Annotated in this window: 24 protein-coding genes; 22 read left to right on the plus strand and 2 right to left on the minus strand. The window is 43.4% G+C overall.

What is annotated here, in order from left to right; genetic code table 11:
* The first annotated feature begins 4 nt into the window (after positions 1–4).
* The 20 genes from C508_RS0107510 to C508_RS18090 all read left to right on the plus strand — a co-directional run bounded on the left by C508_RS0107510 (position 5) and on the right by C508_RS18090 (position 21,505).
* A complete protein-coding gene (locus C508_RS0107510) occupies positions 5–1,162 on the plus strand; it encodes a glycosyltransferase (protein ID WP_018702934.1) in 1,158 nt (385 codons plus the stop codon).
* A complete protein-coding gene (gene waaF / locus C508_RS0107515) occupies positions 1,155–2,240 on the plus strand; it encodes a lipopolysaccharide heptosyltransferase II (RefSeq protein ID WP_018702935.1) in 1,086 nt (361 codons plus the stop codon). Before C508_RS0107510 ends, waaF begins: the two co-directional genes overlap by 8 nt.
* A gap of 10 nt (positions 2,241–2,250) precedes the next feature.
* On the plus strand, positions 2,251–3,150 hold the full coding sequence (locus C508_RS0107520; RefSeq protein ID WP_018702936.1) for a diacylglycerol/lipid kinase family protein: 900 nt from the start codon (positions 2,251–2,253) through the stop codon (positions 3,148–3,150).
* Between the two features lie 171 nt (positions 3,151–3,321).
* On the plus strand, positions 3,322–4,041 hold the full coding sequence (locus C508_RS19425) for a zinc dependent phospholipase C family protein (protein WP_018702937.1): 720 nt from the start codon (positions 3,322–3,324) through the stop codon (positions 4,039–4,041).
* Between the two features lie 219 nt (positions 4,042–4,260).
* A complete protein-coding gene (locus C508_RS0107530) occupies positions 4,261–4,833 on the plus strand; it encodes a D-sedoheptulose-7-phosphate isomerase (RefSeq protein ID WP_018702938.1) in 573 nt (190 codons plus the stop codon).
* A complete protein-coding gene (gene rfaE1, locus C508_RS0107535; protein WP_018702939.1) occupies positions 4,820–5,815 on the plus strand; it encodes a D-glycero-beta-D-manno-heptose-7-phosphate kinase in 996 nt (331 codons plus the stop codon). Before C508_RS0107530 ends, rfaE1 begins: the two co-directional genes overlap by 14 nt.
* A 196-nt stretch (positions 5,816–6,011) precedes the next feature.
* The gene (rfaD, locus tag C508_RS0107540; protein WP_018702940.1) at positions 6,012–6,974 is read left to right on the plus strand and encodes an ADP-glyceromanno-heptose 6-epimerase; all 963 of its coding nucleotides are present in this window, start codon (positions 6,012–6,014) and stop codon (positions 6,972–6,974) included.
* Entirely contained in the window at positions 6,974–8,038 is a 1,065-nt protein-coding gene (locus C508_RS18085) for a glycosyltransferase family 9 protein (protein WP_018702941.1), read from the plus strand. The genes rfaD and C508_RS18085 overlap by 1 nt, the downstream gene beginning before the upstream one ends.
* A gap of 20 nt (positions 8,039–8,058) precedes the next feature.
* Positions 8,059–9,177 carry a glycosyltransferase family 4 protein gene (locus tag C508_RS0107550; RefSeq protein ID WP_281167282.1) on the plus strand — a complete coding sequence of 373 codons (1,119 nt, stop codon included), beginning with the start codon at positions 8,059–8,061 and terminating at the stop codon, positions 9,175–9,177.
* Complete coding sequence (locus C508_RS0107555; protein ID WP_018702943.1) at positions 9,152–10,519, plus strand: capsular polysaccharide export protein, LipB/KpsS family; 1,368 nt, start codon at positions 9,152–9,154, stop codon at positions 10,517–10,519. The genes C508_RS0107550 and C508_RS0107555 overlap by 26 nt, the downstream gene beginning before the upstream one ends.
* A gap of 40 nt (positions 10,520–10,559) precedes the next feature.
* Positions 10,560–11,786, plus strand: coding sequence for an O-antigen ligase family protein (locus C508_RS0107560; RefSeq protein ID WP_018702944.1), 1,227 nt, complete (start codon positions 10,560–10,562; stop codon positions 11,784–11,786).
* 67 nt (positions 11,787–11,853) lie between these two features.
* Positions 11,854–13,665 (plus strand): polysaccharide biosynthesis protein, encoded by a 1,812-nt coding sequence (locus C508_RS0107565; RefSeq protein ID WP_039797062.1) that lies wholly within the window; start codon positions 11,854–11,856, stop codon positions 13,663–13,665.
* 30 nt (positions 13,666–13,695) lie between these two features.
* On the plus strand, positions 13,696–14,781 hold the full coding sequence (gene gmd, locus C508_RS0107570; protein ID WP_018702946.1) for a GDP-mannose 4,6-dehydratase: 1,086 nt from the start codon (positions 13,696–13,698) through the stop codon (positions 14,779–14,781).
* Between the two features lie 12 nt (positions 14,782–14,793).
* Positions 14,794–15,738: a GDP-L-fucose synthase gene (fcl, locus tag C508_RS0107575; protein WP_018702947.1), complete on the plus strand. Its 945-nt coding sequence runs from the start codon at positions 14,794–14,796 to the stop codon at positions 15,736–15,738.
* The gene (rfbF, locus tag C508_RS0107580; protein ID WP_018702948.1) at positions 15,735–16,511 is read left to right on the plus strand and encodes a glucose-1-phosphate cytidylyltransferase; all 777 of its coding nucleotides are present in this window, start codon (positions 15,735–15,737) and stop codon (positions 16,509–16,511) included. Before fcl ends, rfbF begins: the two co-directional genes overlap by 4 nt.
* 11 nt (positions 16,512–16,522) lie before the next feature.
* Positions 16,523–17,608, plus strand: a complete 1,086-nt coding sequence (gene rfbG / locus C508_RS0107585) for a CDP-glucose 4,6-dehydratase (RefSeq protein WP_018702949.1) — start codon at positions 16,523–16,525, stop codon at positions 17,606–17,608.
* Positions 17,609–17,613: 5 nt separating this feature from the next.
* Positions 17,614–18,846, plus strand: coding sequence for a class I SAM-dependent methyltransferase (locus C508_RS0107590; RefSeq protein WP_018702950.1), 1,233 nt, complete (start codon positions 17,614–17,616; stop codon positions 18,844–18,846).
* Positions 18,846–19,370, plus strand: a complete 525-nt coding sequence (rfbC, locus tag C508_RS0107595) for a dTDP-4-dehydrorhamnose 3,5-epimerase (RefSeq protein ID WP_018702951.1) — start codon at positions 18,846–18,848, stop codon at positions 19,368–19,370. The genes C508_RS0107590 and rfbC overlap by 1 nt, the downstream gene beginning before the upstream one ends.
* A 19-nt stretch (positions 19,371–19,389) precedes the next feature.
* On the plus strand, positions 19,390–20,310 hold the full coding sequence (locus C508_RS0107600; protein WP_018702952.1) for an NAD-dependent epimerase/dehydratase family protein: 921 nt from the start codon (positions 19,390–19,392) through the stop codon (positions 20,308–20,310).
* A 106-nt stretch (positions 20,311–20,416) separates the two neighbouring features.
* Positions 20,417–21,505 carry a class I SAM-dependent methyltransferase gene (locus tag C508_RS18090; protein WP_018702953.1) on the plus strand — a complete coding sequence of 363 codons (1,089 nt, stop codon included), beginning with the start codon at positions 20,417–20,419 and terminating at the stop codon, positions 21,503–21,505.
* Between the two features lie 22 nt (positions 21,506–21,527).
* Here the strand turns inward: C508_RS18090 and C508_RS20915 are convergent, their stop codons facing one another.
* On the minus strand, positions 21,528–21,860 hold the full coding sequence (locus tag C508_RS20915) for an integrase core domain-containing protein (RefSeq protein ID WP_071595778.1): 333 nt from the start codon (positions 21,858–21,860) through the stop codon (positions 21,528–21,530).
* Here C508_RS20915 and C508_RS18095 point away from each other — a divergent pair.
* Positions 21,846–23,357 (plus strand): MATE family efflux transporter, encoded by a 1,512-nt coding sequence (locus C508_RS18095; protein WP_018702954.1) that lies wholly within the window; start codon positions 21,846–21,848, stop codon positions 23,355–23,357. The two genes, C508_RS20915 and C508_RS18095, sit on opposite strands and share 15 nt — an antisense overlap.
* A 7-nt stretch (positions 23,358–23,364) precedes the next feature.
* A complete protein-coding gene (locus C508_RS19430; protein ID WP_018702955.1) occupies positions 23,365–24,177 on the plus strand; it encodes a glycosyltransferase family 2 protein in 813 nt (270 codons plus the stop codon).
* 561 nt (positions 24,178–24,738) lie between these two features.
* Here C508_RS19430 and C508_RS20285 read toward each other — a convergent pair.
* Positions 24,739–25,023, minus strand: coding sequence for a hypothetical protein (locus C508_RS20285; protein ID WP_156817592.1), 285 nt, complete (start codon positions 25,021–25,023; stop codon positions 24,739–24,741).
* Between the last annotated feature and the right edge of the window lie 236 nt (positions 25,024–25,259).

A 25,259-nucleotide genomic window follows, 5' to 3' on the forward strand; every position in this document is an offset into this window, starting at 1 on the left:
GACGATGAAGTTTGCCATTATGGAATCGGTCATGAGCCCGGGCGGACATGAGATCGATTATGACCGCATTCTAGTGGAAGAGCTGCAGGCGTTAGGGCATGAAGTTGTTTTTTATGTGCCTGAGGGACATGCGTTTTGTCATGAATACGGTGTGCCGGTGCATACTCTTTCCGGTGCAGGCGTTAGCTATGGTTCGCTCCGGGGAATTCGCAAATGGGCCTTGGCCGTAAAGCGGGAATGGCGGCGGCGCGGCTGGTATCATCAATTGCTGGAAGCCGCTAAACGGCGTGAGTTTGACGCGGTCATTTTTCCTTCGGCGACTTATCGCTATCTGCGCGGGTTGCGTAAAAGCCGCTTGCTGCAAAGTCCTGTGCCCCTACTGTTTTTGATTCACGGTCTTACGCCGGACGAGGCAGGGAGACTGCAGGAGCAGGCGCGACAGGTAGCAGCATATCCCGAGGTGCGTATTGGGGTGCAGACCTTTGCTCCGGAGGATTTTGCCGGTAAAGGAGAAAGCAATATTTCGTACTTTCCGCCGCCTTCGTATTTGCCCCGCGATATCCAGCCAAAACCATTGCGCTTAGCGCCGGCAGAGCTGAAGCTGGGTTTTTTTGGTCAGTACCGCCGCGAAAAAAAGCTGGATGAATTTTTGGAACTGTACTTGTCATGCAAATTCTCCCGGCCGGTGAGTTTGTTGGTGCAGGGAGCGACCGCCAATGACGCCGATGCGGCCGATTTTGAACGCCTGATTGCGCAATACAAGGGTCAACCTGGTTTGGAATTTTTGCATCGGCCGCTGATCGGCAAGGACTGGCAGGCAGCCCTTGACAGTGTGGATGTGTTGATGATGCCTTATGGGGCAGCGAGGTATCGTTATCATACCTCGGCGATGCTCTCCAATGCGATCGGTCATCGCCGGACTGTGATTATTTCCGATATCGTCAATCCGGAAGTGTTGCGGCAATTTCCTATGGGTGAAGTCTTTCCAAACGGAAATTGGAAAGTGCTGCGTCAGGTTTTGGAGAGCTTTGTAAATGAATATGAAAGCAAAGCAGCCGGCTATGAGGCAGCCTTGGACGAGGCTTATGCCTGGTATGCGCCGCGCCGTTTGGCGGCAGCGATTGTAGAAATGGCGCAGAAAGGGGCGGCCGGGCGTGCCTAACTCAATTTTAGTCATCAATTTAATGCATATCGGCGATCTTCTGCTGGTCACGCCGATTCTGCGTACGCTGCGTACGCAGTTTCCGCAGGCCCATATTGCGCTGCTGGCGGATAAGAAGCTGCAAGATTTAGTGAAAAACAATCAAAATATCAACGAGCTGATTACGATCGATAAAAAGGGGCAAGATGACGGCCTTCTTCCGTACTTGCGTTTTGCCTGGAAGCTGCGGCAGCGCCGCTTTGACTGGGTGATCAATCTGCATCAAAATGAGCGGGCATCATTTCTCGCTGCTTTCAGCGGCGCTAAAACGATTGTTGGTTATGCTACGGCGGTGCTGCGGCATTGCTTTACTAAGTATATGCTCAACCGCAAGGCGGAAAAGCATCAGATTGAGTCTCATTTTGACGTGCTGCGCGAGCTTTTAGGCATTGTGGAACGCGACGACAAGGGTCTGGAAATTTGGCTGGACGAAGGCGCTAAAGAAGCAGCGGCCTCTGTTTGGAAGCGGGAAGTGCATCACGAGCGCCCGGTAGTGGGGCTGAATATCGGTGCCAGCTGGCCGACAAAACGCTGGCGGCATGAGTACTTTGCCAAGCTGGCGGATCAGCTCACTGAGCGAGGTTACGGGGTTGCTTTTTTCGGCGGTCCTATGGATGTGGAGCTTGTGCAGGAAACCATCGCCTTGATGCGGCATGGAAAGGAAGATGGGGTAAGCGTATTTACCGGCAAGCTGTCCCTGATGCAGCTTGCGGCGATGCTGCCCTTTTGTCGTGTGCTGGTAACCAATGACTCAGGGCCCATGCATGTGGCCGTTGCTATGGGGGTGCCGCTGGTGACCATGTTTGGAGCGTCCCCGGTTCCCGGCTTTTATCCTTACAGCAACACCAGTGTATTGATTCAAAGCAGTGAACCTTGTCATCCCTGCGGCAGTCATCATTGTGAGCATCATTCCTGCATGTGGAAGATCTCCGTGGAGCAGGTAGAAAAAGAAACTTTGCGGCTGCTGGAGGCGTCTTCGGAAGAACTCGCATTCGACAGGGAAAAACTTGGACCGCATGAATGCCGAATTATACGGTAGGAGGCCGACGATGTTCCGCGAAATTTGGGTGATTTACAACGAACAAGCCGGTTGGCATAAACGCAAAAAAGTGGAGGCGGTCATTGCCGCGCTGGAAAAAAAGAAAACCTTATTGCGCCTTTGCCGCACTACTTATGCCGGCCATGCGGAGCGATGGGCGGCGGAAGCTTGCCGTCAAGGCGTGGAGCTGCTGGTGGTAGCGGGCGGGGATGGTACGTTGAACGAAGCCGTAAATGGTCTCTATAAAGAGCCGTCCGGTACGTGGCCTTTGCTGGCGGTATACCCGTCCGGGACCATTAACCTGATTGCCGAAGAATTGGCAGTACCCAAAGAGGCGCAGGAATTTGTCGGGATGCTTTGGCAGCGCCAGACGGTATTGGTTTGGCCAGGCATTGTTAATGAACGCTATTTTCTAGCCAATGTCGGTGCCGGCTTTGATGGCTGGGTGGTTCATCGCGTCCCCAAAGGATTGAAACGGTGGATTTCCAAATGGGCCTATGCCTGGCAGCTTTTGCTGCTCCTCTTAAGGGCAGTATGGCGGCGCTCTTATCAGGTTACTGTCGATGGAGCCTGTATTGCGGATGATGCCAGCGCTGTGGTCGTTGCCAAAGGACGCTACTATGCGGGGGTTCACCACGTTGCCTATGAGGCTCGGCTGGACAGTAGGAAACTCTATATATGCGTCTTTCAAAAACGAAGCATCAAAACGATTTTTGAGTATATCTGCTGGCTGGCCCAAGATCGTCTGCCCCAGCATCCCGACGTATTAATTTGCGCTGCGGAGCGAGAGGTAATCATTCAGGGTGGCGGCAAAGGCGACCGACAAATGGACGGAGATGCCTTTGCGGATGAAGCATTGCATGTAACAATGGCGGACCAGTCCGTTCGGCTCATCGGCGGTGCTTTATGAAGCGAAGCGGCTATGATATAATCAAGGAAATCTGTTCAAATCTTCGTTTCTCCCTCAGTCATGCCCTCCGGTTCTCCGATTCTCCTGTTCAATTCCTGTTCTCGTGCGTACCCTCACTCTACTCCCTTTACTCCTGTTCCTAATTCCGTATCTCTCTAAGGGGGCTTTTTAATGCAACGAATTTTCGCCTGGGCCCGGTGGCCTATTTGGGCGCTGGCGCGGCTGCTGCTGCTGACGGCTAGCCCGTTCCAACTGCTGGTGGATCGCGGGCCGGTAACGCATCAGCTGATGATTGCCGAAGGCCTGCGGCGCATGGGCAAGACGCTTAACGCTTCTTTGCTGATTGCTACGGAAAAGGAATTGCTCGCAGGCGTTGCCTGGGCGGATAAGGGTTGGAAAAATATCACTCATTATTACCATCCACACAAGAAGAAGGGGCTTTTAATGTTCCCTTCCGCTTTTTTGTATTATAAAGAGTATCTGACAAAGGCCAAACGCCTGGCACAGCGCGGCAAGTGGGGCAAAGCGGCTTTTTATTTGGGGGCGGCGGCTCATCTGCTGCAGGATATGTGCGTACCGCACCATGCAACCGGCAACGTATTTTTCGGTCACCGGGAATTTGAAACTTGGGCTGCCCCCAAGGCGGCCAAATTAGTGAGGCAAGCGACAGAAATTCGCTTGCCTGCAGATGAGGAAGAGCTTTTTCAGCGGGTTGTGGAAGAATCTGCTGCCTTGTTTGAGTTGGTTAAAGACGAAACTGAAGCAGGCTATACACAGGCGGCCACATTGTTGCTTCCTCTGGCTGCCGAAGCAACAGGCAAGCTCTTTGTTGCTTTTGCCGCGAGTTTGCAAACTTCTGAAGCCAACCAGCCTCTGCGCCTGGCTAAGTAAAATAGAGAAATGGTTCACTCGATCGCTGTTTTTGCTTTCTATTATTCTCAGGCCTTTCCTTTTAGCGGAGACCGGATGCTATGCCACTCTTGGCATCGCCGGCATTAGGTACATCATGTACCGTCAAGCACTTTACTTTCCGCCGTAGTTACTCTGAATTCCGTCCTTTCTCTGTGTTCTGTAATCCTCGTGTTATGTACTCTTTAAGGAGGTCGTTATATGACATTACATGAAGCCATTCAAGAGCATCTGCAAATCATTCAGCAGCTCGAAGAAGTCTGTGGAGATGAAATCCGTCAGGCGGTCGATTTATGCAGTGATGCGCTGGGGGGAGGCAACAAAATTTTTCTCTGCGGCAATGGGGGATCAGCGGCTGATTGCCAACATTTAGCAGCAGAGCTGGTAGTGCGATTTACTCGAGAGCGTCAAGGTTTGCCGGCCATTGCCTTGACCACAGATACATCGATTCTGACTGCCTGTGGCAATGATTACGGGTATGACCGCGTTTTTTCTAGACAAGTGGAAGCCTTGGGAAGAATGGGAGATGTGCTGTTGGCATTTAGCACCTCTGGTAATAGTGTTAATGTGCTTGAAGCAGTTCGGCGGGCCCAGGAAGAAGGCATGTTTACGGTTGGTTTTACCGGAAGAAAGGGTGGGAAAATGGCAGATTTGTGTGAATTATGCATAAGCGTGCCATCAGACGTTACCGCTCGTATTCAAGAAGGCCATATCCTATTAGGGCATTGGCTATGTGATGAACTGGAACGGAGATGCGGAAATGTTTCGGCATAAAAAGAAAGTCCGCGATTTTGTGGCGCAGCAGACAAGGAAGGCTTCGGTATTAGTAGTGGGCGATGTCATGTTGGATCGTTATTATTTTGGAGAAGTGAAACGTATATCCCCCGAAGCGCCGGTTCCGGTTACGAGAGTGACCCGAAAAAAGGAAACCTTGGGCGGGGCGGCCAATGTGGCTCATAATCTGGCGCGTCTTGGGTGTCCTACACTGCTTGTTGGAGCGGTCGGCGATGACGAGAATCGGCGTTGTTTAGAGAAGATGCTGGATGAATTGGGCGTGGACTGCAACGGTTTATTTGTTACGCCTGGACCGACAACCGCCAAGTTGCGCATCATCGGCGGTCATCAGCAAATGCTGCGCTTGGATTTTGAAGAAACAGCTCCCTGGCCGCCAGAAACGGAAAATCGTGTCTTGGCATATGTCACTGCTAAAGTAGTGCAGCAGCAATGCAAAGCCATTATCGTGTCCGACTATGCCAAAGGAGTTTGCACACAAGGACTGTGTCAGGCGCTAATGAAGTTGCAAGAGCAATACGGTGTACCGGTTATTGTCGATCCTAAAGGAACGGATTGGGAACGTTACCAGGGAGCCTTTGCGGTAACCCCTAACCTTAAAGAGCTGGGTGAAGCGTTAGGAAACTCCATAACGAATGAAAACGAATCCGTGAGGCAGGCAGCGACGAGGCTGCGGCGGCGTTTTCGTCTGCAGTCTCTCTTGGCGACGCGCTCGGAAAAAGGATTGAGTTTTCTGGCGTCTCGTAAGGAAGTGCATATTCCTACCTTGGCGCAGGAGGTTTTTGACGTGTCCGGCGCTGGTGATACGGTTATAGCCGTTTTTGCTGCGGGTATCGCCGGCGGCTTGGAAGCGCCGGACTCTGCTAGACTGGCAAATGTAGCGGCGGGCTTTGTCGTGGGCAAACTTGGGACTTATGCCATAAGTCGGGAGGAATTACTCGCCACATTAGACAATAAATGTTAAAATAATGGATAGCTATTATAATAGCTATCCATTTGTTGTTGAAAAAGCACAGGTTTGAACAGGAGAAAAAGAGTCGCGTGAGGGCGCGCAGGAGGGCTAAGCTTGCGGTTTTAATCATAAATCTCACACCTCTTACGAACCCTTGGATTCTCCGATTCTTTTGTTCAATACCCCATGATTTTCAGGAGGTAGTTTCATGATTATCGTAACTGGTGGTGCTGGGTTTATCGGCAGTAATCTGGTCAAAGGCCTGAACGAACAAGGCATTGAAGATATTTTGGTTGTGGACAATCTGGGCAGCAGCCTAAAATTTCGCAACCTCAATGGCTTAAAATTCAAAGACTATCTGCATAAAGAAGACTTTTTAACTCGTCTGGAAACCGGCCGGTTTCATGGACAGGCCATTGAAGCCATTTTCCATAACGGCGCTTGTTCTAATACCATGGAGCTGGACGGTAACTATATGATGGCCAACAACTATGAATACAGCAAAATTATGCTGCATCATGCGTTGGAGCATCGCATTCCCTTTATTTATGCCTCATCCGCTTCTGTGTATGGGGATGGTGCGCAGGGGTTCCGTGAAGACCCTGGCTGCGAGGAAGCTCTTAACGTCTATGCTTATTCCAAGCTGCAGTTTGACCGCTATGTACGGCAGGTACTGCCGGCTGCAAGCAGCCAAGTAGTTGGTTTGCGCTATTTTAATGTGTTTGGGCCGCAGGAAAACCATAAGGGACGCATGGCTTCAGTTGCTTTCCATTTTCATAATCAACTGCTGAAAAACGGTGTGATTAAGTTGTTTGAAGGTACAGACGGCTATGCTAATGGTGAACAGCGGCGTGATTTTATCTATGTCAAAGACGTAGTGCGGGTGAACCTTCATTTTTGGAAAAATCCTCGAATTTCAGGCGTTTTTAACTGTGGTACTGGTATGGCGCACAGTTTCAATGATGTGGCGCTCGCATTGATTGCTCACTATGGAAAAGGGAACATCGAATATGTTTCTTTTCCAGAGGCATTGAAAGGTAAGTATCAAAGCTTCACCGAGAGCGACGCTTCTCAGTTGCGGCAGGCTGGGTTTACGGCGGCCTTTGCGCAGTTGGAGGAAGCTGTGGCCGATTACGCTGGCATTCTTGATACGCAAGGCGGCTATGTCTAATGGAAAAAAAAACAGCTCAAAAAGTATTGGTTCACTCTTTGGTCAACCTAGGAGATGTTGTGTTGGCCACCAGCGCGATCGCTTTGTTAAAACAGCACTTTCCACAGATGCGCATTTCCATGCTGGTTAAGCCTTCGGTGGCCGAAGTGTTGCAAGGGCATCCGCTGTTGGAAGAGGTTATTCCGTTAGTGTATCAGCCCAAAGAGCGCTCCTGGCGCCAAATGCTGCGCTTTGTCAAAGAACTGCAAAGCAGGAAGTTTGATCTTAGCATTTCTCTGGACCGTAAGCTGCGTCCGTCTATTTTGACGCTGCTGGCAGGCATTCCGGTGCGGATAGGTCCAGACCGGCTTTTTGACAACAAGCCAAGCCAGATGCGAAGATTGTGGTCACATGCGGTGCATACGTCCGATGACTTTCTCAACACGCATCAATCAGAGTTATTTCAGGATGTCATCCGAGGCGCTTTTAAGGTGCAGGGCAGTGCTAAGCCGGTTATAGGAGCTATTACTAGTAAGCATAGGGAAAAAGCAAGAGCCTTACTTGATTCATTGCCGCAAGGGAATAAGCGAGTCGCCCTTTGCGTAAAAGGGACCTATTATTTAAAAAATTGGCCGCAAGATTATTTTGTGGACTTGATTGACCTCTTGGCTTCGCAGGGGGGAATCAGCTGTCTGCTGGTTGGTGCGCCGGAGGACAAAGAATACGCGCAACAGATTGCTGACGCCTCGCAGGCGCCGGTTTTGAATTTGTGCGGTGAAACGAGCCTGTTGGAGTTTGCGGCACTTTGCAGGCAAATTGATCTTTTGATTACCATTGATACCGGAGGCATGCATATTGCTGCTACGACCGGAGTGCCGATTATTGGTATTTTTCGGTGCGTGTCGGCTAAGCGCTGGGCTCCTTTGTGTAAAAAAAAGTATGTAATAGAACATAATTTACTGGAGTGTCCAAGCGTTAGTACGCCAGAGCAGTGTCCGATGAAATACTGTGTTGAAAAAATTGGCATAGAAGAGGTTTTTAAAGCTGCATCGGAAGTGTTGGGATGTAGAGAGGCTAGACGATGAAAATCTTAGAGATATTGCCTATGGCCGGCTGGGCGGGAACTGCTCAATATATGGAAAATCTTATTAAAGGCATGCAGGAACGGGGGCATTGTGTTCATTTATTGACGCGAGATTTGCCTGTTACGAAAAGATTTGACTCATTGTGTCTAGTGCATCATTGGCCTTTAAAAAAAGATGCGTTATCCTATCGGCATATTTTTAAATTGCATCAGCTAATCATTGATAATAAATATGATATTGTGCATATTCATGGAGGGAAGGATGCATGGGTTGCGATTCTTAGCCGCTTTTTGTGGCGAGGAAATTATATTGTTTGCAGTACTCGGCATGACTTGAACCGAAAAATTCACAAGGATTGTTTTCATAAATGGTTTTATACTCAGTTGGATGCGTCTGTTTGCATTTCTCGCACCGTGCAGATGGATTTCTTACAAAAAAATCCATTTGTTGACGAAAAAAAGAGTCCCTTGGTATATAATGGAATAGATGTTTCAGAAGCCTACTTCGCAGAGGAAACGAGAGCGACAATTCGTAAAGAGTTAAATCTTGAAAACGATGAATTTGCAATTGGCGTTTTTTCGCGAATTTGCTATCAAAAAGGCATTCATTTGGCGGTGGAGGCCATTTCTATTTTGCGCAAAAACATGAAATCATGTGCACATTTGTATATATTTGGTGATGTTGTTGAAGAAAAGTATTTTGAAGAGATCGCAAAAAAAATCGAAAAGGAACAACTGCACGAGTATGTTCACGTTATGGGATTTGCCAAAGATGTATCGGACAAAATGATGGGGATGGATATTGTACTAGTTCCCAATGTTGAAAGAGAGTCCTTTGGCTTGACTGTTTGTGAGGCAATGAACTTGAAAAGGCCGGTTATTGTCACCGATTTGGGGGGGCCAGCAGAAATTGTTGTTGAAGCCTGCGGGCTGGTTGTTCAACCGAAGGCGCAGGATATTGCGGACGGATTGCAACAAATCGTAAACATGAAATCATCAGAGCGAGAGTGTATGGGTAGCCATGCACGTGAACGTGTTCTGAATTTATATACCAAAGAACATATGGCGGGCAAGATGGAAGAACTTTTTATGAGCTTGATAAAGAGGAGAAAGAATGAAGACAATTGTTTGGGGATTTGATAATTTTCTTAGTTGTGATGCTATAAAAAAATTGCAGAACGAGGGAAGTATTGACGTTTGTGAGTGGTTTGGAACGCCAGAAGGACCATACGCGACAAAACAGACCCTTGATTGGATGGATTTATTTCGCAGGCCGGAAGAATTTTCTTTTAAAAATTATAATGCAGAAATGGCTTCATACATACAGAAGCATATGGACGTTATTCTAGATCTGTTTTCTCGAAATTTTTTATTTCGTCACAGTCCGTATTATGAGTGTGTAAATGCGGCGCATTTTCTCTTGGCTTATTTCTATACCTTGGTTCAAAAAAATAAGATTGAATTAATTCTTATGGATGATATTCCTCATGGACCCGGCAATTATTTGCTTTATTTAGTAGCCAAAAAGCTCCAGGTGAAAGTTTTAATATTGCGGCAAACGCAGTTTGCTAATCGCTTTTTTTACCTGACAGATATTAATGATTTTGGTATTTTTTCTACCCTTCCTGAGTACCATGAGCAAGTAGGGAATGAAAAAATAGAAAACAAATTCGAGAAAAACTGGTTTTATTATGGGGTGGGGTGGGAAAAAAAGTATAGGCCTAAACAGTCCCTGCAGAAAAAGTTAAATAGACGAATTTTGAAAATGAAACAGTCTTGGGCGAAATATGAAGATTTACAGGAATTTCTATATCTGAGGTGTTCTCAGAATGGGATAGAGCGGCAGCGAAAGAGGGCGTATTTAAAAAGTCGTGAGCGTTTCTTTAATCAAGAAATAGATAATAACTGTAAATATGTGTATTTTCCTTTACATCTTCAACCGGAGATGACTACATCCATGCTTAGCAATGGGTATTCGAACCAATTATTAGCGTTAGAACATCTCGCTGAGTTTATTCCTGAAGAGTGGAAAATATATGTAAAAGAGTATCCGGGGCAGAACTATTTTATGCGTGATAAGTATTTTTTTCGACGCCTGGCTTTAAACCCTAAAGCCGTATTGTTGAAGGGGGACATAAATACGTATGATTTAATTCGTAAGTCACAATTTGTTGCTACTTTAGTAGGAACCGTAGGATGGGAGGCAATTAGCGGCGGGAAAAATGTTTTGACTTTTGGGCATGCTTGGTATAGAAAGCTTCCGGGGGTTTTTGAATATGACAATGGCGCTAATCTTCGAGAGATGCAAACATACAGCATAAAACATAGCGAGCTAGAAAATAAGTTAAATAAGCTATTTATGAAAACCGGAGACGCCATGGTTGCGCCGGAGTATCTACCGTTAGTAGGAGAAGACTTTAGTGTTGAAGAGAATAATGAAAACATTTATCGCTTTTTGAGCTGGGCATTGACTATACTATAAGCTGGTATTAAGAAAACCATTGGCCTTTGGAGTGGCTTACATGACGGTGAAACTCTTAAGTGAGGTGCAGATTATTCGTATGATGCTTAAAATGAAAAACTGGGCATTTTATAGTTTGGCTTTTTTTGCGGCGGTGTCTTCCATTTCTATCGCAGGTATTAATATTGCGCTGGGACTTACCTTTGTTTTTGTTTTAATGATGCTGTATCGAGGGGAACTTTCAAGTGCATTAATTAATAGACCAATCATTAAAGGGGCGGGGTTATTTATTATTACCGCATTGCTTTCTGCGGCTTTTTCTCAGCAACCTATAGCTGCGATTGATCGAGCAGGGGCGTATTTTGTAAGGATGGCTCCGTTTTTTTTCGTTGCATTAATTGCTACGAGCCAGCGAGATCTTTATGGATTGCTGGGTTTAGCTGGAATTTCTCTTTGTGTTGCCGAACTCGGCATTATTTGGCAAAAGGTTAATGGAGCTAGTCCCGATGGATTTTTTTCAAATGCAATGATGATGGCAGGGATTTTTTCTCAATGGATTCCACTTTTGACGATCCTAGCAATAAAAGCCTGGGGACGAGAGGAGAAAAACAAAGTTTTCTGCTGGGCTGCGTTGCTTGGGCTTTTTTTGGGGTTAGCGGCACTTGTGTTTAATCGTACGCGGGGAGCCTGGATTGCTGTTGCTGTCTCCGTTGGCTTGATAGTAATGACTAATTTTAAGGAAAATAAAAAAAATGTTCTAATTGGGTGCATCGCTGGTTCCGTTTTATTAATTATAGTAAATCAGTATTATGATATAATAAATAGATTGATGACGATTTTTATGTTGGATTACCAGTCTAACTCAGAGAGGCTCTTGTTGTGGAAAAGTGCATGGCAGATGTTTTTGGATTATCCTCTGACAGGTGTGGGAGCCGAAAACTTCGCTTTTCAATATCTTACTACCTATATATCGCCTTTAGCTAAAGAACGGCTGGGACATGCGCATAGTAATTTCTTTCAAATCCTGGCAGAGCAGGGGATGCTGGGAATTTTGGCGTTTATTTACATGTTTTGGGTGATACTTAAAGAAGCCTGGAAAGGTGTTGCTCGAAAAAGTATTTGGGGAGAGATGCTGTTTTATTTGACCATTGGTTTGCTTATACAAGGCATGACGGAGTATAATTTTGGAAATGCCGTAGTGATTCGTATGTATTGGTTTTTGGTTGGAATTTCGACGGTAGGGATGTATTTGGAACTAAAAGCAGAGAAGGCTCTACAAGAAGAATGAAATGAATAGATATAGTTTTCTTTTAAAAAGAGCGCTAGGGGGGCTATCGTTGAAACGGACTTTATTGATGATATTGTTAATAGTCTGCGATGCAGCTATTGTTGCTGCTACGCCCTGGCTTGGATTTTCGTTACGATTTGAGGATGGCCTGATTCCTATGGTGTTTTCAAGAAATTATGAACTCGTAGTGGGAGCGGTTGTTGGAATCAACATTGTCTGCTGCTACTTTCTTGGTTTGTATCGAATTCTTTGGCAGTATGCCAGCATTCATGAGTTGATTGTAATTGTGTGTGCGGTAAGCATAGGAAGTCTTTTGAGCGTGGCTTATTCTTTTTTTGCGGATTGCACACTCCCTCGAAGCGTCTATATCATTAGCTGGATTTTGAACATTGGGGGAATTGGGGTTAGCCGTTTATTCCTACGGGTCTATTATTATTTTAGGATTAGAGCGCAGCGCAAGAAAGCAGAGACATCAGTATTGATTATTGGAGCGGGTGACGCTGGGGCTGTTATCGCACGAGAATTAAAAGGCCAGGTAACTGAGGCAAAGAGATTGGTAGGCTTTCTTGATGATTCGGATTTTAAGAAGAAACAAAGTTTATTTGGCGTTCCGGTTCTAGGAGGCACGAAAGATTTGCTTCAAGTTGTTGTAGCAAATGAAATTGATGAAATTATCATTGCCATGCCTTCAGTCGGTGGTAAAAAAATTCGTGAAATTTCACAAAAATGCAAAGAGACAAATTGCCGGGTGCGAATTGTGCCTGGGATTTACGAACTAATTGATGGGCAGGTTTCGCTAAAGCAAGTGCGGGATTTGAATTTAGAAGATTTGTTGCGCAGAGAACCCGTGGAGTTAGAACAGACCGAAATTTCCGGGTATTTAACAGATAAGCGTGTTTTGGTTACAGGTGCAGGCGGCTCTATTGGCTCGGAACTGTGTCGCCAAATTATGGTGTTTCAGCCCCGAGAGCTGATCTTATTGGGACGAGGGGAGAACAGCATATATGAAACGCATTTAGCGTTAAAAGCAGACTTTCCAGATGGTGTATTCCGTACGGTTATTGCTGATGTGCGGGATGAGGGTCGAATGAACGAAGTCTTTTCTCAGATTCACCCTCAAGTTATTTTTCATGCGGCGGCGCACAAGCATGTGCCTTTGATGGAACTGCAGCCCAATGAAGCGATTCGTAATAATATCTTCGGAACATATTCCGTGGCTCGAACTGCTATGAAATACAATGTAGAACGGTTTATTTTGATTTCGACGGATAAAGCAGTCAATCCAACCAGCGTAATGGGGGCGACAAAGCGCGTTGCAGAATTGATTATTTGTTACTTCAATGGCCTGGCAGACAATACAACCTATGCGGCAGTTCGGTTTGGCAATGTTTTAGGAAGCAGAGGAAGCGTTGTTCCGTTGTTCCAACGGCAGATTAAGCAAGGCGGACCTTTGACAATTACCCACCCGGATATGAGTCGGTATTTTATGACTATTCCGGAAGCAGCTCAACTTGTGTTGCAGGCTGGCTCACAGTCGACAGGGGGCGAAGTATTTGTTTTAGATATGGGAGAACCTGTTAATATTTTGGATATGGCAAAGGATTTAATCGAGCTATCTGGCTTGAAACCATACGAGGACATTTCCATTGAATTTTGTGGACTCAGGCCAGGAGAAAAAATGTTTGAAGAATTATTGACTGCAGAAGAAGGAACAAAGGCAACGTGTCACGCCAAGGTGTTTATTGCCAATATTCGCTCTATTGAGGGTGAAATATTGAAAGATGCTCTGAAGAAATTAAGCGTGTGCAACTCATTGAAGGAGGTATTTGAAATTTTGCATGAACTAGTACCAGCGTATAAATGCCATGTAAAAACTTAAGCACTATACTTATGTAAAGTCGGAGGAAAAATGAAAAAGGCGATTATTACAGGTATAACGGGGCAAGATGGGGCATATTTGGCAGAACTATTATTGGACAAGGGCTATGAAGTTCACGGAATAAAGCGACGATCTTCCTTGTTTAATACGGATCGTATTGATCATTTATATCGGGATAAGCATGAAAGTGGAGTACACTTTTTTTTGCATTATGGAGATATGACGGACTCGACCAATCTGATTCGTATTATTCAACAAGTCCAGCCGGATGAAATCTACAATCTTGCCGCTCAAAGCCATGTGCAGGTGTCGTTTGATACGCCTGAGTACACGGCTAACGTGGATGCTCTTGGAACGTTACGCATTTTAGAAGCTATCCGTATTCTTGGCTTAGAGAAAAAGACGCGCTTTTATCAGGCGTCAACCAGTGAACTATACGGGCTGGTGCAGGAAACCCCGCAAAAAGAAACTACACCTTTTTATCCGCGCAGCCCGTATGCCGTTGCGAAATTATATGGTTACTGGATTACCGTTAACTATCGTGAAGCGTATGGTATCTATGCTTGCAACGGTATTTTGTTCAATCATGAATCGCCGATTCGAGGCGAAACCTTTGTGACGCGCAAGATTACCAGGGCGGTTGCTCGCATTCATTTGGGCTTGCAAAATAAGCTTTATCTGGGAAATTTGGATGCAAAAAGGGACTGGGGCTTTGCCAAAGACTATGTGGAAGCCATGTGGTTAATGCTGCAGCAGGATAAGGCGGAAGACTTTGTGATTGCAACCGGTGTTACGCAAACGGTGCGTTCATTTGTGGAAAAGGCGTTTGCTGAAGTGGGCATGGAACTTTTATGGCAGGGACAGGGCGTAAATGAACGCGGCATTGATAAAGCAACAGGAACTGTAGTAGTGGAAGTTGATCCGCGCTATTTTAGGCCGACAGAAGTAGAGCTGCTGCTAGGTGATGCAGCGAAAGCGAAAACAAAATTGGGGTGGCTTCCGAGTACCTCGCTTGATGAATTGGTGCATATGATGGTGAAGAAAGATTTAGTAGAGGCAAAAAGAGACTTGCTTTGCCAAAATAATGGCTTTGAAATTCACCAGTATCATGAATAAGGAGCGTAATTTATGAACAGTGATTCCAAGATATACGTGGCTGGCCATAATGGCCTAGTGGGTTCTGCATTAGTACGCCAATTAAAATCGCAAGGGTATCAAAATATAGTAACTGTTACAAGAAAAGAAGTTGGTTTGACTGAGCAAAATGCGGTGAAACAATTTTTTGAGCAGGAAAAGCCGGAGTATGTATTTTTGGCAGCGGCTAAAGTAGGCGGTATTTGGGCAAACTCTACAAGACCTGCTGAGTTTATTTATGAGAATCTCATGATTGAAAGCAACATTATTCACCAAGCATGGAAAACGGGAGTGAAAAAATTACTTTTTCTAGGAAGCTCATGTATCTATCCTAAGCTGGCTGAGCAGCCAATAAAAGAGGAAGCCCTTCTGACAGGACCGCTGGAGCCTACAAACGATGCATATGCAATCGCTAAGATTGCCGGCATAAAAATGTGCCAAGCCTATAATGCGCAATATGGGACAGCGTTTATTTCCGTAATGCCGACAAACCTGTATGGACCATTTGATAACTTTGACTTGGAAAACTCACATGTATTGCCGGCGTTAATCAGAAAGTTCCATGATGCCAAAAGAGACGGGGCTCAGCAGGTCGTGGTATGGGGAACCGGAACACCGATACGCGAATTTTTGTATGTAGATGATTTGGCTGAAGCCTGTGTCTTTTTAATGAAAAACTACCAAGAGAGTAAAATTGTTAATATTGGAACCGGAATAGGAACGAGCATTCGTGAGTTGGCCAACCTGGTGGCTACGGCTGTGGGGTATAATGGGGAAATTGTATTTGACACCTCTAAACCGGATGGGACGCCTGTGAAAGTAAATGATACAAACTATATTCATAGTCTTGGGTGGAAAGCTTCTATTTCGCTTGAAGATGGTTTGCAACAAACGTATAGATGGTATCAAGAGTATTACGAAAGAGGCGAGACGTTGTGAAGGTAGTCATCTTAGCAGGTGGTTTTGGGACACGTATTAGTGAAGAGTCGCATTTAAAGCCGAAACCAATGATTGAGATCGGTGGCAGGCCTATTTTGTGGCATATAATGAAAATTTATTCTCATTTTGGGTTTAATGAATTTATTATTTGCTTGGGGTATAAGGGGTATTACATTAAAGAGTATTTTGCACATTATTTTTTGCATGAATCAGATATAACCTTTGATTTTCGCGAAGGAAATCAGCAAGTTATACATAATCAAACCGCAGAACCGTGGATGGTCACATTGGTGAATACAGGCATGGAAACAATGACGGGCGGGAGAGTAAAACGCATTCAGAAGTATGTCGGCAATGAAACCTTTATGCTTACGTATGGTGATGGAGTCAGTGACATTGATTTACATAAATTATATGAATCCCATAAGCTGCATGGAAAAATAGGTACGGTGACCTCCATTCAACCAGCGGGACGATACGGATCATTGCAGATTGACGAGCAAAATCAAGTTGTGGGATTTCGTGAAAAACCGTTAGGGGATTGTGGTTATATCAGCGGGGGCTTTTTTGTCTTTGAGCCGGAGATCTTTGATTACATTGATGGAGACGAGACTTTTTTAGAAAAAGAACCATTGGAGAAATTAGCTAATAACAATCAGTTGCAAGCATATAAACATAGCGGATTTTGGCAGTCAATGGACACGATGCGTGATAAAACCTTGTTAGAAAACTTTTGGAAATCAGGCGAGGCTCCTTGGAAATTGTGGGGTTAGAAGGAGAATTTATGGATGAAATGAATTTCTGGAGGGGAAAACGCGTTCTTATAACCGGTCATACTGGATTTAAAGGTGCATGGCTTTCTTTATGGTTGTCTTCCTTGGGGGCTAATGTTGCAGGATATTCGCTTCGCCCCCCAACATCGCCTAGCTTATTTCAAGAATGCAAGACCTATGAATTGATGGAGTCTTTCATCGGGGATATTTGCGATTTAGAAAGATTGAAAGCTGTTATTTTCGAAATAAAGCCGGAAGTGGTGTTTCACTTGGCGGCACAGCCTATGGTTTTGGAAGGCTACCGAGATCCTGTGAACACATATAGCACTAATATTATGGGGACTATAAACTTACTTGAGAGTATAAGAGCAAGCGAGTCTGTTAAAGCAGTAGTTAATATTACCACAGACAAGTGTTACGAGAACAAAGAGTGGTTGTGGGGATACCGGGAAAATGAATCACTTGGCGGAAGAGACCCGTATTCCAATAGCAAGGCTTGCTCTGAATTAATAACTGCCGCTTATCGGGAGTCCTACTTTTCCTCAATGAATGATGATTATCCTCGAATTGCAACAGCTCGAGCAGGTAATGTAATTGGCGGAGGAGATTGGGGAAAAGACCGGCTTATTCCTGATTTCATTAGAGCGATTATGGCGAAGGAAAAATTGAAGATTCGATATCCGGACGCGGTGCGTCCCTGGCAACATGTGTTAGAGCCGCTGCGAGGATATTTATTATTAGCTAATCGCTTGTACAATAAGGAGGATAGTGCAATTGGTGCGTGGAACTTTGGTCCGTCTTACCACGGGGAATGGTCTGTAAGAAAAGTTATAAATCAAATTAAGCATTTATGGGGGGCGGACGCAGAGTGGGAACGTACCGGCACGCAATTATTTCATGAAGCTAATTATTTGAGGCTGGATTCAACCAAGGCAAAAGTGAACCTTGGTTGGGAAGCGGTTTTGTCAATGGAAGAGACAGTGATGATGACGGTGGAGTGGTATAAAATGTATTATAATAAAGAGAAAAGAGATGTGCGGGCAGCTACGTTGGCGCAGATTGAACAATACCTTACGAAAATAGGACAAGTGGGATGAGGAATATGAAAGAGAAAAAATGCCGTTTTTGTGGGAGTAAATTGCAACAGACTTTTGTTGACTTAGGGATGTCTCCATTGTCTAATGCATATATTAAACAAGAAGAACTGGTAAATGGAGAAACCTTTTATCCATTAAAAACCTATGTATGTAGTGAGTGCTTTTTAGTGCAACTCGAAGAATTTGCAAGCCCGGAAGCTATTTTTAGCGATTATGCTTACTTCAGTTCTTATTCGGAATCGTGGTTGGCCCATGCCAAAGAGTACACGCAAATGATGCAAAGAAGATTCTCGTTAAAACGGGAAAGTCAAATTGTCGAGATTGCAAGCAATGACGGGTACTTACTCCAGTACTTTAAGAATGATGGATTTTCGGTATTGGGAATTGAACCAGCCCAGAATGTTGCTAAAGAGGCAATTGCCAAGGGGATTGATTCCCATGTTGGCTTTTTTGGACGTGCATTAGCCAGGAAGCTAAAAGCAAAAGGCAAACAGGCAGATGTACTTTTAGGCAACAACGTATTAGCGCATGTACCAGACATTAATGATTTTGTCGCCGGAATGGAAATTTTACTTGCGGACGATGGGGTTATTACCATGGAGTTTCCTCATTTGCTGCAACTGATAAAGCAGCGGCAGTTTGACACGATTTATCACGAGCATTTTTCGTATTTATCCTTTTATACGGTAGAAAAAGTATTTGCAGCGCATGGATTGAAAATATTCGATGTAGAAGAACTGCAGACCCATGGCGGATCACTAAGAATTTTTGCGACCAAGAAAAATTCTCTGAGTCATGAAATAAATGCGCGTGTAAGTCTGATGAAAGTTCAAGAGCAGAAAGCCGGCATTGATTTGCTGGGAACATATAAAAATTTTGGTGAGGAAGTTTGTGCATCAAAGCGAGAATTGTTGCACCTGCTGATTTCTTTAAAGAGTCAAGGCAAATGTATTGTAGGATATGGGGCGCCTGCCAAGGGAAATACGTTGTTAAACTATTGCGGAGTGAGAACTGACTTTTTGGAGTATACCGTAGATCGAAATCCGTACAAGCAAGGACGGTTTTTGCCAGGAACAAGAATTCCTGTTTTTTCACCGGATAAAATCAAAGCAACAAAACCGGACTATGTACTGATTCTCCCCTGGAATTTAAAAGAGGAAATCGTTAAACAGATGGAAGGGATTCGCTCTTGGGGTGGAAAATTCATCGTACCAATTCCGCATGTTGAGGTGATCTGATGCGCATAACGGAAACCAGCATACCTGGAGCATTTATTGTAGAGCCGGAGCCTATCGCAGATGAACGAGGCTTTTTTGCAAGAACCTGGTGTGCGAAGGAGTTCGAAGAAAAAGGTCTGTGTTCAAGGTTTGTTCAAAACAGTATCTCTTTTAATGCGAAACGTGGAACGCTGAGGGGCATGCATTTTCAAAAAGCTCCTTATGAAGAGATAAAGTTGGTTTCGTGTACTACAGGAGCCATTTATGATGTGATTTTGGACGTGAGAGATAGTTCTCCTGCTTTTGGCAAATGGGAAGCAGTTGAGTTGACTAGCTCTAATCGGAAAATGCTGTACATTCCGGCTGGAGTGGCGCATGGCTTTCAAACCTTAGAAAATGAGACGATGGTTTTCTACCAGATAAGCGAATTTTATCATCCAGAAGCAGCACAAACGATATACTGGAACGATGAGGGAGTTTCTATTTCATGGCCGTTGAAACCAATTGTTATTTCGAAAAAAGATAAGGAATGCTATCAGAAATAGTGAAAGGTGTGTTTTGTTTTTGAGAGAACGTGTAATCGTAACTGGAGGCACAGGATTTATTGGGAAGTATATTTTAGATAAATTGTCTTCTCAAGATAAAGAAATACATGTGTTTTCTCGGAAAAAATATCAAACACCGGAAAGTAGTTCATATCAGTCAGTTGTGTGGCATAATATAGACTTATTATCTATGGATAAAGTTGTGGAGGAATTGAAAGACTTGCGTGCGGCCTATTTATTACATGGCGCATGGGATGTTGCTGGTTCACAGTATTGGGAATCAAGTAATAATTTAGAATGGTTAAGTGCGAGTATTGGCTTATTAAAAAACTTTGTGGAGTTTGGAGGAAAACGTGTTGTAGGTATAGGTACTTGCGCCGAATATTTATGGGATAATTCGATATTAATAGAGGGGCTATCACCATGTATTCCGGACACTCTATATGGATATTGTAAACTAACATATTCAAATTTGTTGCATTATTATTGCAATAAATTCGGTGTTAGCGCTGCATGGGGACGGTTATTTTATGTATATGGTCCTAATGAGGGGGGAAATAAGCTTATTACTAGTACGATAGAGAAACTTTGCAAAGAAGGCAAAGTAGCCTGCAGACAACCAAAGCGTGAGGTTGATTATATATATGTTAAGGACGCTGCAGAAGCACTTGCAAGGTTACTTTTTAGTTCAGTTGAAGGAAATATAAATATCGGATCAGGTAAACCAGTGAAAATTCAAAATATCATTGAGATGGTAATAAACAAGTTAAATATAGAGGAATACGAGTGTGATTTTTTTAGTGAAATTGTAAATTATAAAAATGTTGTTGCCGATATAACACGGCTAAATAGTGAATTGGGGTTTGGGTTAAATTATTCTTTAGAGCAAGGCATTGATGAAATGATTGCGTGGTGGAAAGCTAATGAAATTAGTAAATGAAATATGTCCTAGTTGCTGTGGAAGAGATCTGTATAATATTGTTTCGATGTCCAATGTTCCGATATACCAAAACGTACCATTTAAGACGCGGGAGGAAGCAAGGTGTGTGGACCGTGGGGATTTAGAAATATGTTTATGTATGCAATGCAATTTTATATTTAACGCGAGTTATGAGACTGAACGTTTAAGATACAACACTAGTTACGAGAATTCTCAAAATTATTCGCCGGAATTTGTTTCACATATTATGGGACTGGCTGAAGATGTCTCTGAGAGAGTTACTGGTGATGAAAGAATTTTGGAGATCGGCTGCGGACAAGGTGCATTCTTAAAAGCGTTAAGCAAAGAAATTAGTAATCCAAATGTTAGATTTTTTGGCTTTGATCCTGCCCATAAAAACGTAGCGGAAGAGAAAACAGGCTATAATAGAATTGTTTTTATTTCGGAATATTACAGCGAAATGAACTCTCGAGAGTATCCTGTAGATATAATAATTTGCAGGCATGTTATTGAACATATCGAAGACCCTGTTTCTTTTTTGGAAAATGTAAAGAGAACATGCGAGATAGGGAAAAGCGTTCGACTTTTTTTTGAAACTCCAGCTGTTGAATGGATTCTTAGAAATCAAGTTATTACAGATTTTTTTTATGAGCATTGTTCTTATTTTTCTAAACAAACGTTAAAGGAATTGTTTTTGAAACAAGGATTTGAAGTTTTAAAAATCTGTGAAGTATTTGAAGGACAGTATTTGTGGCTTGAGGCAGTATATTTTAGGGAAGATAAATTTGAGTCGATCCAAACATTCGAACTCAAAGAAACAGGGCTTTTTGAGTTAGCTAAGCAATATAAAATGAACCAAGACAAGTTGCTTGGACAATGGAAAGAAAAACTTTCGTTTTGGAAATCAAAGGAGAAGAAGGTTGCAATATGGGGAGCTGGAGCGAAAGGGGTTACTTTTGTAAATTTATTAGATCCCAATATGGAGTATATAGAGGCTGTTATTGATATTAATCCTAAAAAGCAGAGCAGTTTTATTTCGGGAACAGGGCATATTATTGTTAGCTTACAAGATGCTTTAGCGATGGGGGTAAATGAAATTATATTAATGAATCCTAACTATCATTCTGAAATAGAAGAAATGATACAAATCGACGATTGCAGGAATAAGTGTAATATTAATTTGTGGGATTTGTAAAGGCGTAGTGGACCGTATTGGATTACGCGGACACATTAAACGGCTGATTTCTCCGAATCTCATACATTAACGGAGAAATGCCTCCTAATGCGCTATGTCGTCTGCGTGTATTATAGTAATCCATCCAACTCCCAATACTTATAACCGCTTGGCTAATCGACGAAAAAGATCGTTTCTTGATGTGTTTTGCATTGAGCAACCGGAAAAAGGATTCCATCGGTGCATTATCGTAGGGATTTCCTCTCCGGCTCATGCTGCCAACAATTTGGTGTTCCCTAAGCAGAGCCTTATATTGGGAATTTAGAGTAAGGATTAGGAGTAAATATCTTGGGAGTGTATTGTGAATAAAATTCATAAGAATATTAGGTCAAATCTTGTTGGAAGTGTCTGGTCTGCAGTAATGGGAATGGCCTTTATTCCTTTATATATAAAGTATTTGGGGATAGAAGCATATGGCTTGATAGGAATTTTTGCATTACTGCAGGCTTGGGCTGTATTATTGGATATGGGGCTTTCACAAACATTGAATCGTGAAATGGCTCGGTTTTGTGGAGGTCGTTATAGTGTTTGCGATATAAGAAACCTATTATGCTCGATCGAACGAGTTTATATGGTTATTGCTGTATGTCTTGCAGCAATTGTAGTTGCTTTATCCGAGTGGCTTTCTGTCAATTGGTTGCACGTAGATTCATTGCCGATTAGTACAGTAAGTCAAGCTCTTTCACTTTCTGGTGTATTGCTTGCTGTTCGATGGTTAGGAGGGTTATATCGCAGCGGAATATTGGGACTGCAAAAACAAGTGATCTACAATTACTATGTTTTGTTTTTTTCAACAGTAAAAGGAGCTGGCGTTTTAGGAGTACTAATTTGGATTTCTCCTACTATAGAAGCTTTTTTTGTTTTTCAAAGTGTTGTTAGCATCATTGAAGCATGGGCTTTAAGAGCCGTTTTATATCGTAGTTTGCCGCCGAATGATACTACAGACAAATTTAGCTGGATGTCGTTGCGATCAGTTGCTTCTTTTGCGGGTGGTGTAATAGGAATAACATTTTCGGCAATGTTGTTGGCGCAGACGGATAAAGTGTTGCTTTCAAAATGGTTATCGTTGACCGAGTTTGGATACTATACATTAGCCGGCATTAGCGCTGGCGGGATACATTACATTCTTACACCTGTTGCTGCCGCTGTTTCGCCACGTATTGCAGAAGCTGTTGCTCGTGGAGAATATGAAGAAGTAAAGAAAACCTATCATATGTACACACAGTTATTAGTCTTTATTATTCTTCCTGTTGTTATGGTGTTAGTTTTTTTTAGTGATCATTTCTTGCTTGTTTGGACGCAAAATACAGAAATAGCAAATGCGGTTGCTCCAATACTGTCTATTCTTGCACTTGGCAACTTGTTTAATGGATTAATGTATATACCTTATTTGACACAATTGGCCTATGGGTGGACATCGTTTACACTCATTGTAAATTTAGTAGCAGTGTGCTTTTTGGTGCCTGCGATTTATTTTTTTGCACTTTGGAAAGGGGCACTAGGTGCTGCTGGAGCATGGCTAATTCTGAATCTTTTCTATGTTTTTTGTACCTTGCCAATAATGCATAGAAAACTATTGTCAGGAGAATTGGCTTCATGGTATTGGAAGGATGTATTGCCGGCGCTTCTGTGTATGTTCGCTCTAGGCGGACTGGGAAGATTTTTATTGCCGAACCCTATGTTAGAGACATGGGAGGTTAGTATAGCTATAATAGTTATTATGGGGGGGAGCTCACTGGCACTTGGTGGGGCTGTATTGCCAGAAGCAAGAGATGTGATGAAAAAGTTACTAATAATTCGAAAGAAGGAGTGATTTGAAGATGGAAATAGATGTGCATAAGAATCCGCCGCTTGTTAGTATTGGAGTTCCAACTTTTAATCGGCCAGAAAGATTAGAAAGAGCATTGATTTCATTACTTCAGCAAACATACAAGAATATTGAAATTATTATTTCTGACAATAATTCTTCCGATGAACGAGTGTTGGATGTGATAAAAAAATACTCGAGTGAAGATTCGCGAATACAGTATTATAGGCAAAATATAAATATAGGAGCTTATGCCAATTTTCAATTTGTATTAAAAAAGGCAACTGGGAAATATTTTATGTGGACCGCTGATGATGACGATAGGACTTTAGATTGTGTGGAATATTATTTGTCGCGAATTGAAAACAAAGGAGTGTTTTTTTCTAGTTATGCGGTTAAAGAGCTGAATACATTCAACGAAGAAGTGATTGATGTTCCTGTGTTTACGGGTGGGGACATTGCGATGGATATTTCTACCTTTTTAAGAGAGCTGTGCCCGTCGATGATATATGGATTGTTTTTGACCGAGGCAGCTCGAAAAGCTATGAATAAATTGAGTTTTGATTGGGGTGATTGTGCATTTGTGTTGCAAGTGATTGCAGAATATGGAGCTAAAACGGAGCGATCTTCTCCAAAGTATTTTGCAGGTGTGCAAGGGACATATAAGATTAAGCCGATGAATGGGCGTTTTCTCAACCCCATTCCATACTTTTTTTCAGTATTTCCTATTGCAATGAAGGGCGGAATTATAGCACTCTTATACCATCTTCGATTCTTAAGATCTGGTATAATGCTGAATCTTAGATTCTGGAGACAGAATGAATGAATCAAGAAGATAATGTAAAAAGAGAGTAAATTGGAAAGAGAAGCTCGTTGGAACGTATTGGATTACGCGGACACATTATAAGTGGCTGATTTCTCCGAATCCCATACTTTATCGGAGCAATGCCTCCTATCGTGCTATGTCGTCTGCGTGTATTATATACAACTCCCAATAATCATGGCCGTTTGGTTGATCTACGAAAAAGAGCGTTTTTTGACGTGCGCTCTTTTGAGCAATCGGAAAAGGATTCCATATATTCGTTGGATGTATATTGGCGATCCTGAACAGAATAGTGAATTAAGTCTTGGGCCAATTTGTCCTTCATCAGCGATATTTTAATCTTCTGGCAGGCCAAACTGGACGTAGGGTGTTGTAGTCAAACCATCTGTTTTTTTGCTACGCTAAGTCCAATACGGCTGCCACATGCGACCATTTACCACTTGCTTTGACATATCAACCATACCTTATTAACTCTTGTAACGTCAAAGGTTTGATTCAGCAAATTAAGGAAGGTTTTTGAAGTAGTAGTAGCTGCTTTGGGTTTTTGCGGTTTGAATTTGCTTTTTATCTGTGCTCTAATCCCGTTTTTAGGTGTAATCCGCTGAACCTTGCTGCGCTCATATGGAGATGTTTCTTTCTTTCTTTCTTTCTTTCTTTCCGGAGTTCTTCATACACTTTTTGAACCCCATGGTTCCCATCGTTTTCACGCTCAATTTTACGAATAGTCGTCACCAGCACAGTATCATTGGCATGCGGTTGGGGGCAGTCAGCTTTTACCCAGGTAGAATAACCGCTTATTGAAACTCCTTGAGCGCGGCGTACTTCCAGCACAGCAAATTTAAAACGCATATCATATATAATACCGACTGTTCTTTACGAAGTACACCGCTGCCTGCCTTAAAATAGCGATCTCATATTCCAATTCGTGGATGCGGCGATTGGCCTTTCTCAACTCGTCTTCATCCTGCTTCAGAATTTCTGAACCCGGAAGGGCTTGCTCTGGATCGGTATTATATATTCAAATCCATTTGCAAATTGAATTTGAATGGATACCTATCTCGTTAGCTTAACTTTCACAGCTCCGG

This window comes from Anaeromusa acidaminophila DSM 3853 (genome assembly GCF_000374545.1).
GTDB classification, from domain to species: domain Bacteria; phylum Bacillota; class Negativicutes; order Anaeromusales; family Anaeromusaceae; genus Anaeromusa; species Anaeromusa acidaminophila.

What these genes read in the sequence shown, in the direction of transcription:
- C508_RS0107510 (WP_018702934.1), top strand. Translation starts at nt 5, where the DNA reads ATGAAGTTTGCCATTATGGAATCGGTCATGAGCCCGGGCGGACATGAG.
- C508_RS0107520 (WP_018702936.1), top strand. Translation starts at nt 2,251, where the DNA reads ATGTTCCGCGAAATTTGGGTGATTTACAACGAACAAGCCGGTTGGCAT.
- C508_RS19425 (WP_018702937.1), top strand. Translation starts at nt 3,322, where the DNA reads ATGCAACGAATTTTCGCCTGGGCCCGGTGGCCTATTTGGGCGCTGGCG.
- C508_RS0107530 (WP_018702938.1), top strand. Translation starts at nt 4,261, where the DNA reads ATGACATTACATGAAGCCATTCAAGAGCATCTGCAAATCATTCAGCAG.
- rfaE1 (WP_018702939.1), top strand. Translation starts at nt 4,820, where the DNA reads ATGTTTCGGCATAAAAAGAAAGTCCGCGATTTTGTGGCGCAGCAGACA.
- rfaD (WP_018702940.1), top strand. Translation starts at nt 6,012, where the DNA reads ATGATTATCGTAACTGGTGGTGCTGGGTTTATCGGCAGTAATCTGGTC.
- C508_RS18085 (WP_018702941.1), top strand. Translation starts at nt 6,974, where the DNA reads ATGGAAAAAAAAACAGCTCAAAAAGTATTGGTTCACTCTTTGGTCAAC.
- C508_RS0107550 (WP_281167282.1), top strand. Translation starts at nt 8,059, where the DNA reads ATGGCCGGCTGGGCGGGAACTGCTCAATATATGGAAAATCTTATTAAA.
- C508_RS0107555 (WP_018702943.1), top strand. Translation starts at nt 9,152, where the DNA reads ATGAAGACAATTGTTTGGGGATTTGATAATTTTCTTAGTTGTGATGCT.
- C508_RS0107560 (WP_018702944.1), top strand. Translation starts at nt 10,560, where the DNA reads ATGACGGTGAAACTCTTAAGTGAGGTGCAGATTATTCGTATGATGCTT.
- C508_RS0107565 (WP_039797062.1), top strand. Translation starts at nt 11,854, where the DNA reads ATGATATTGTTAATAGTCTGCGATGCAGCTATTGTTGCTGCTACGCCC.
- gmd (WP_018702946.1), top strand. Translation starts at nt 13,696, where the DNA reads ATGAAAAAGGCGATTATTACAGGTATAACGGGGCAAGATGGGGCATAT.
- fcl (WP_018702947.1), top strand. Translation starts at nt 14,794, where the DNA reads ATGAACAGTGATTCCAAGATATACGTGGCTGGCCATAATGGCCTAGTG.
- rfbG (WP_018702949.1), top strand. Translation starts at nt 16,523, where the DNA reads ATGGATGAAATGAATTTCTGGAGGGGAAAACGCGTTCTTATAACCGGT.
- C508_RS0107590 (WP_018702950.1), top strand. Translation starts at nt 17,614, where the DNA reads ATGAAAGAGAAAAAATGCCGTTTTTGTGGGAGTAAATTGCAACAGACT.
- rfbC (WP_018702951.1), top strand. Translation starts at nt 18,846, where the DNA reads ATGCGCATAACGGAAACCAGCATACCTGGAGCATTTATTGTAGAGCCG.
- C508_RS20915 (WP_071595778.1), bottom strand. Translation starts at nt 21,860, where the DNA reads ATGAATTTTATTCACAATACACTCCCAAGATATTTACTCCTAATCCTT.
- C508_RS19430 (WP_018702955.1), top strand. Translation starts at nt 23,365, where the DNA reads ATGGAAATAGATGTGCATAAGAATCCGCCGCTTGTTAGTATTGGAGTT.
- C508_RS20285 (WP_156817592.1), bottom strand. Translation starts at nt 25,023, where the DNA reads ATGCGTTTTAAATTTGCTGTGCTGGAAGTACGCCGCGCTCAAGGAGTT.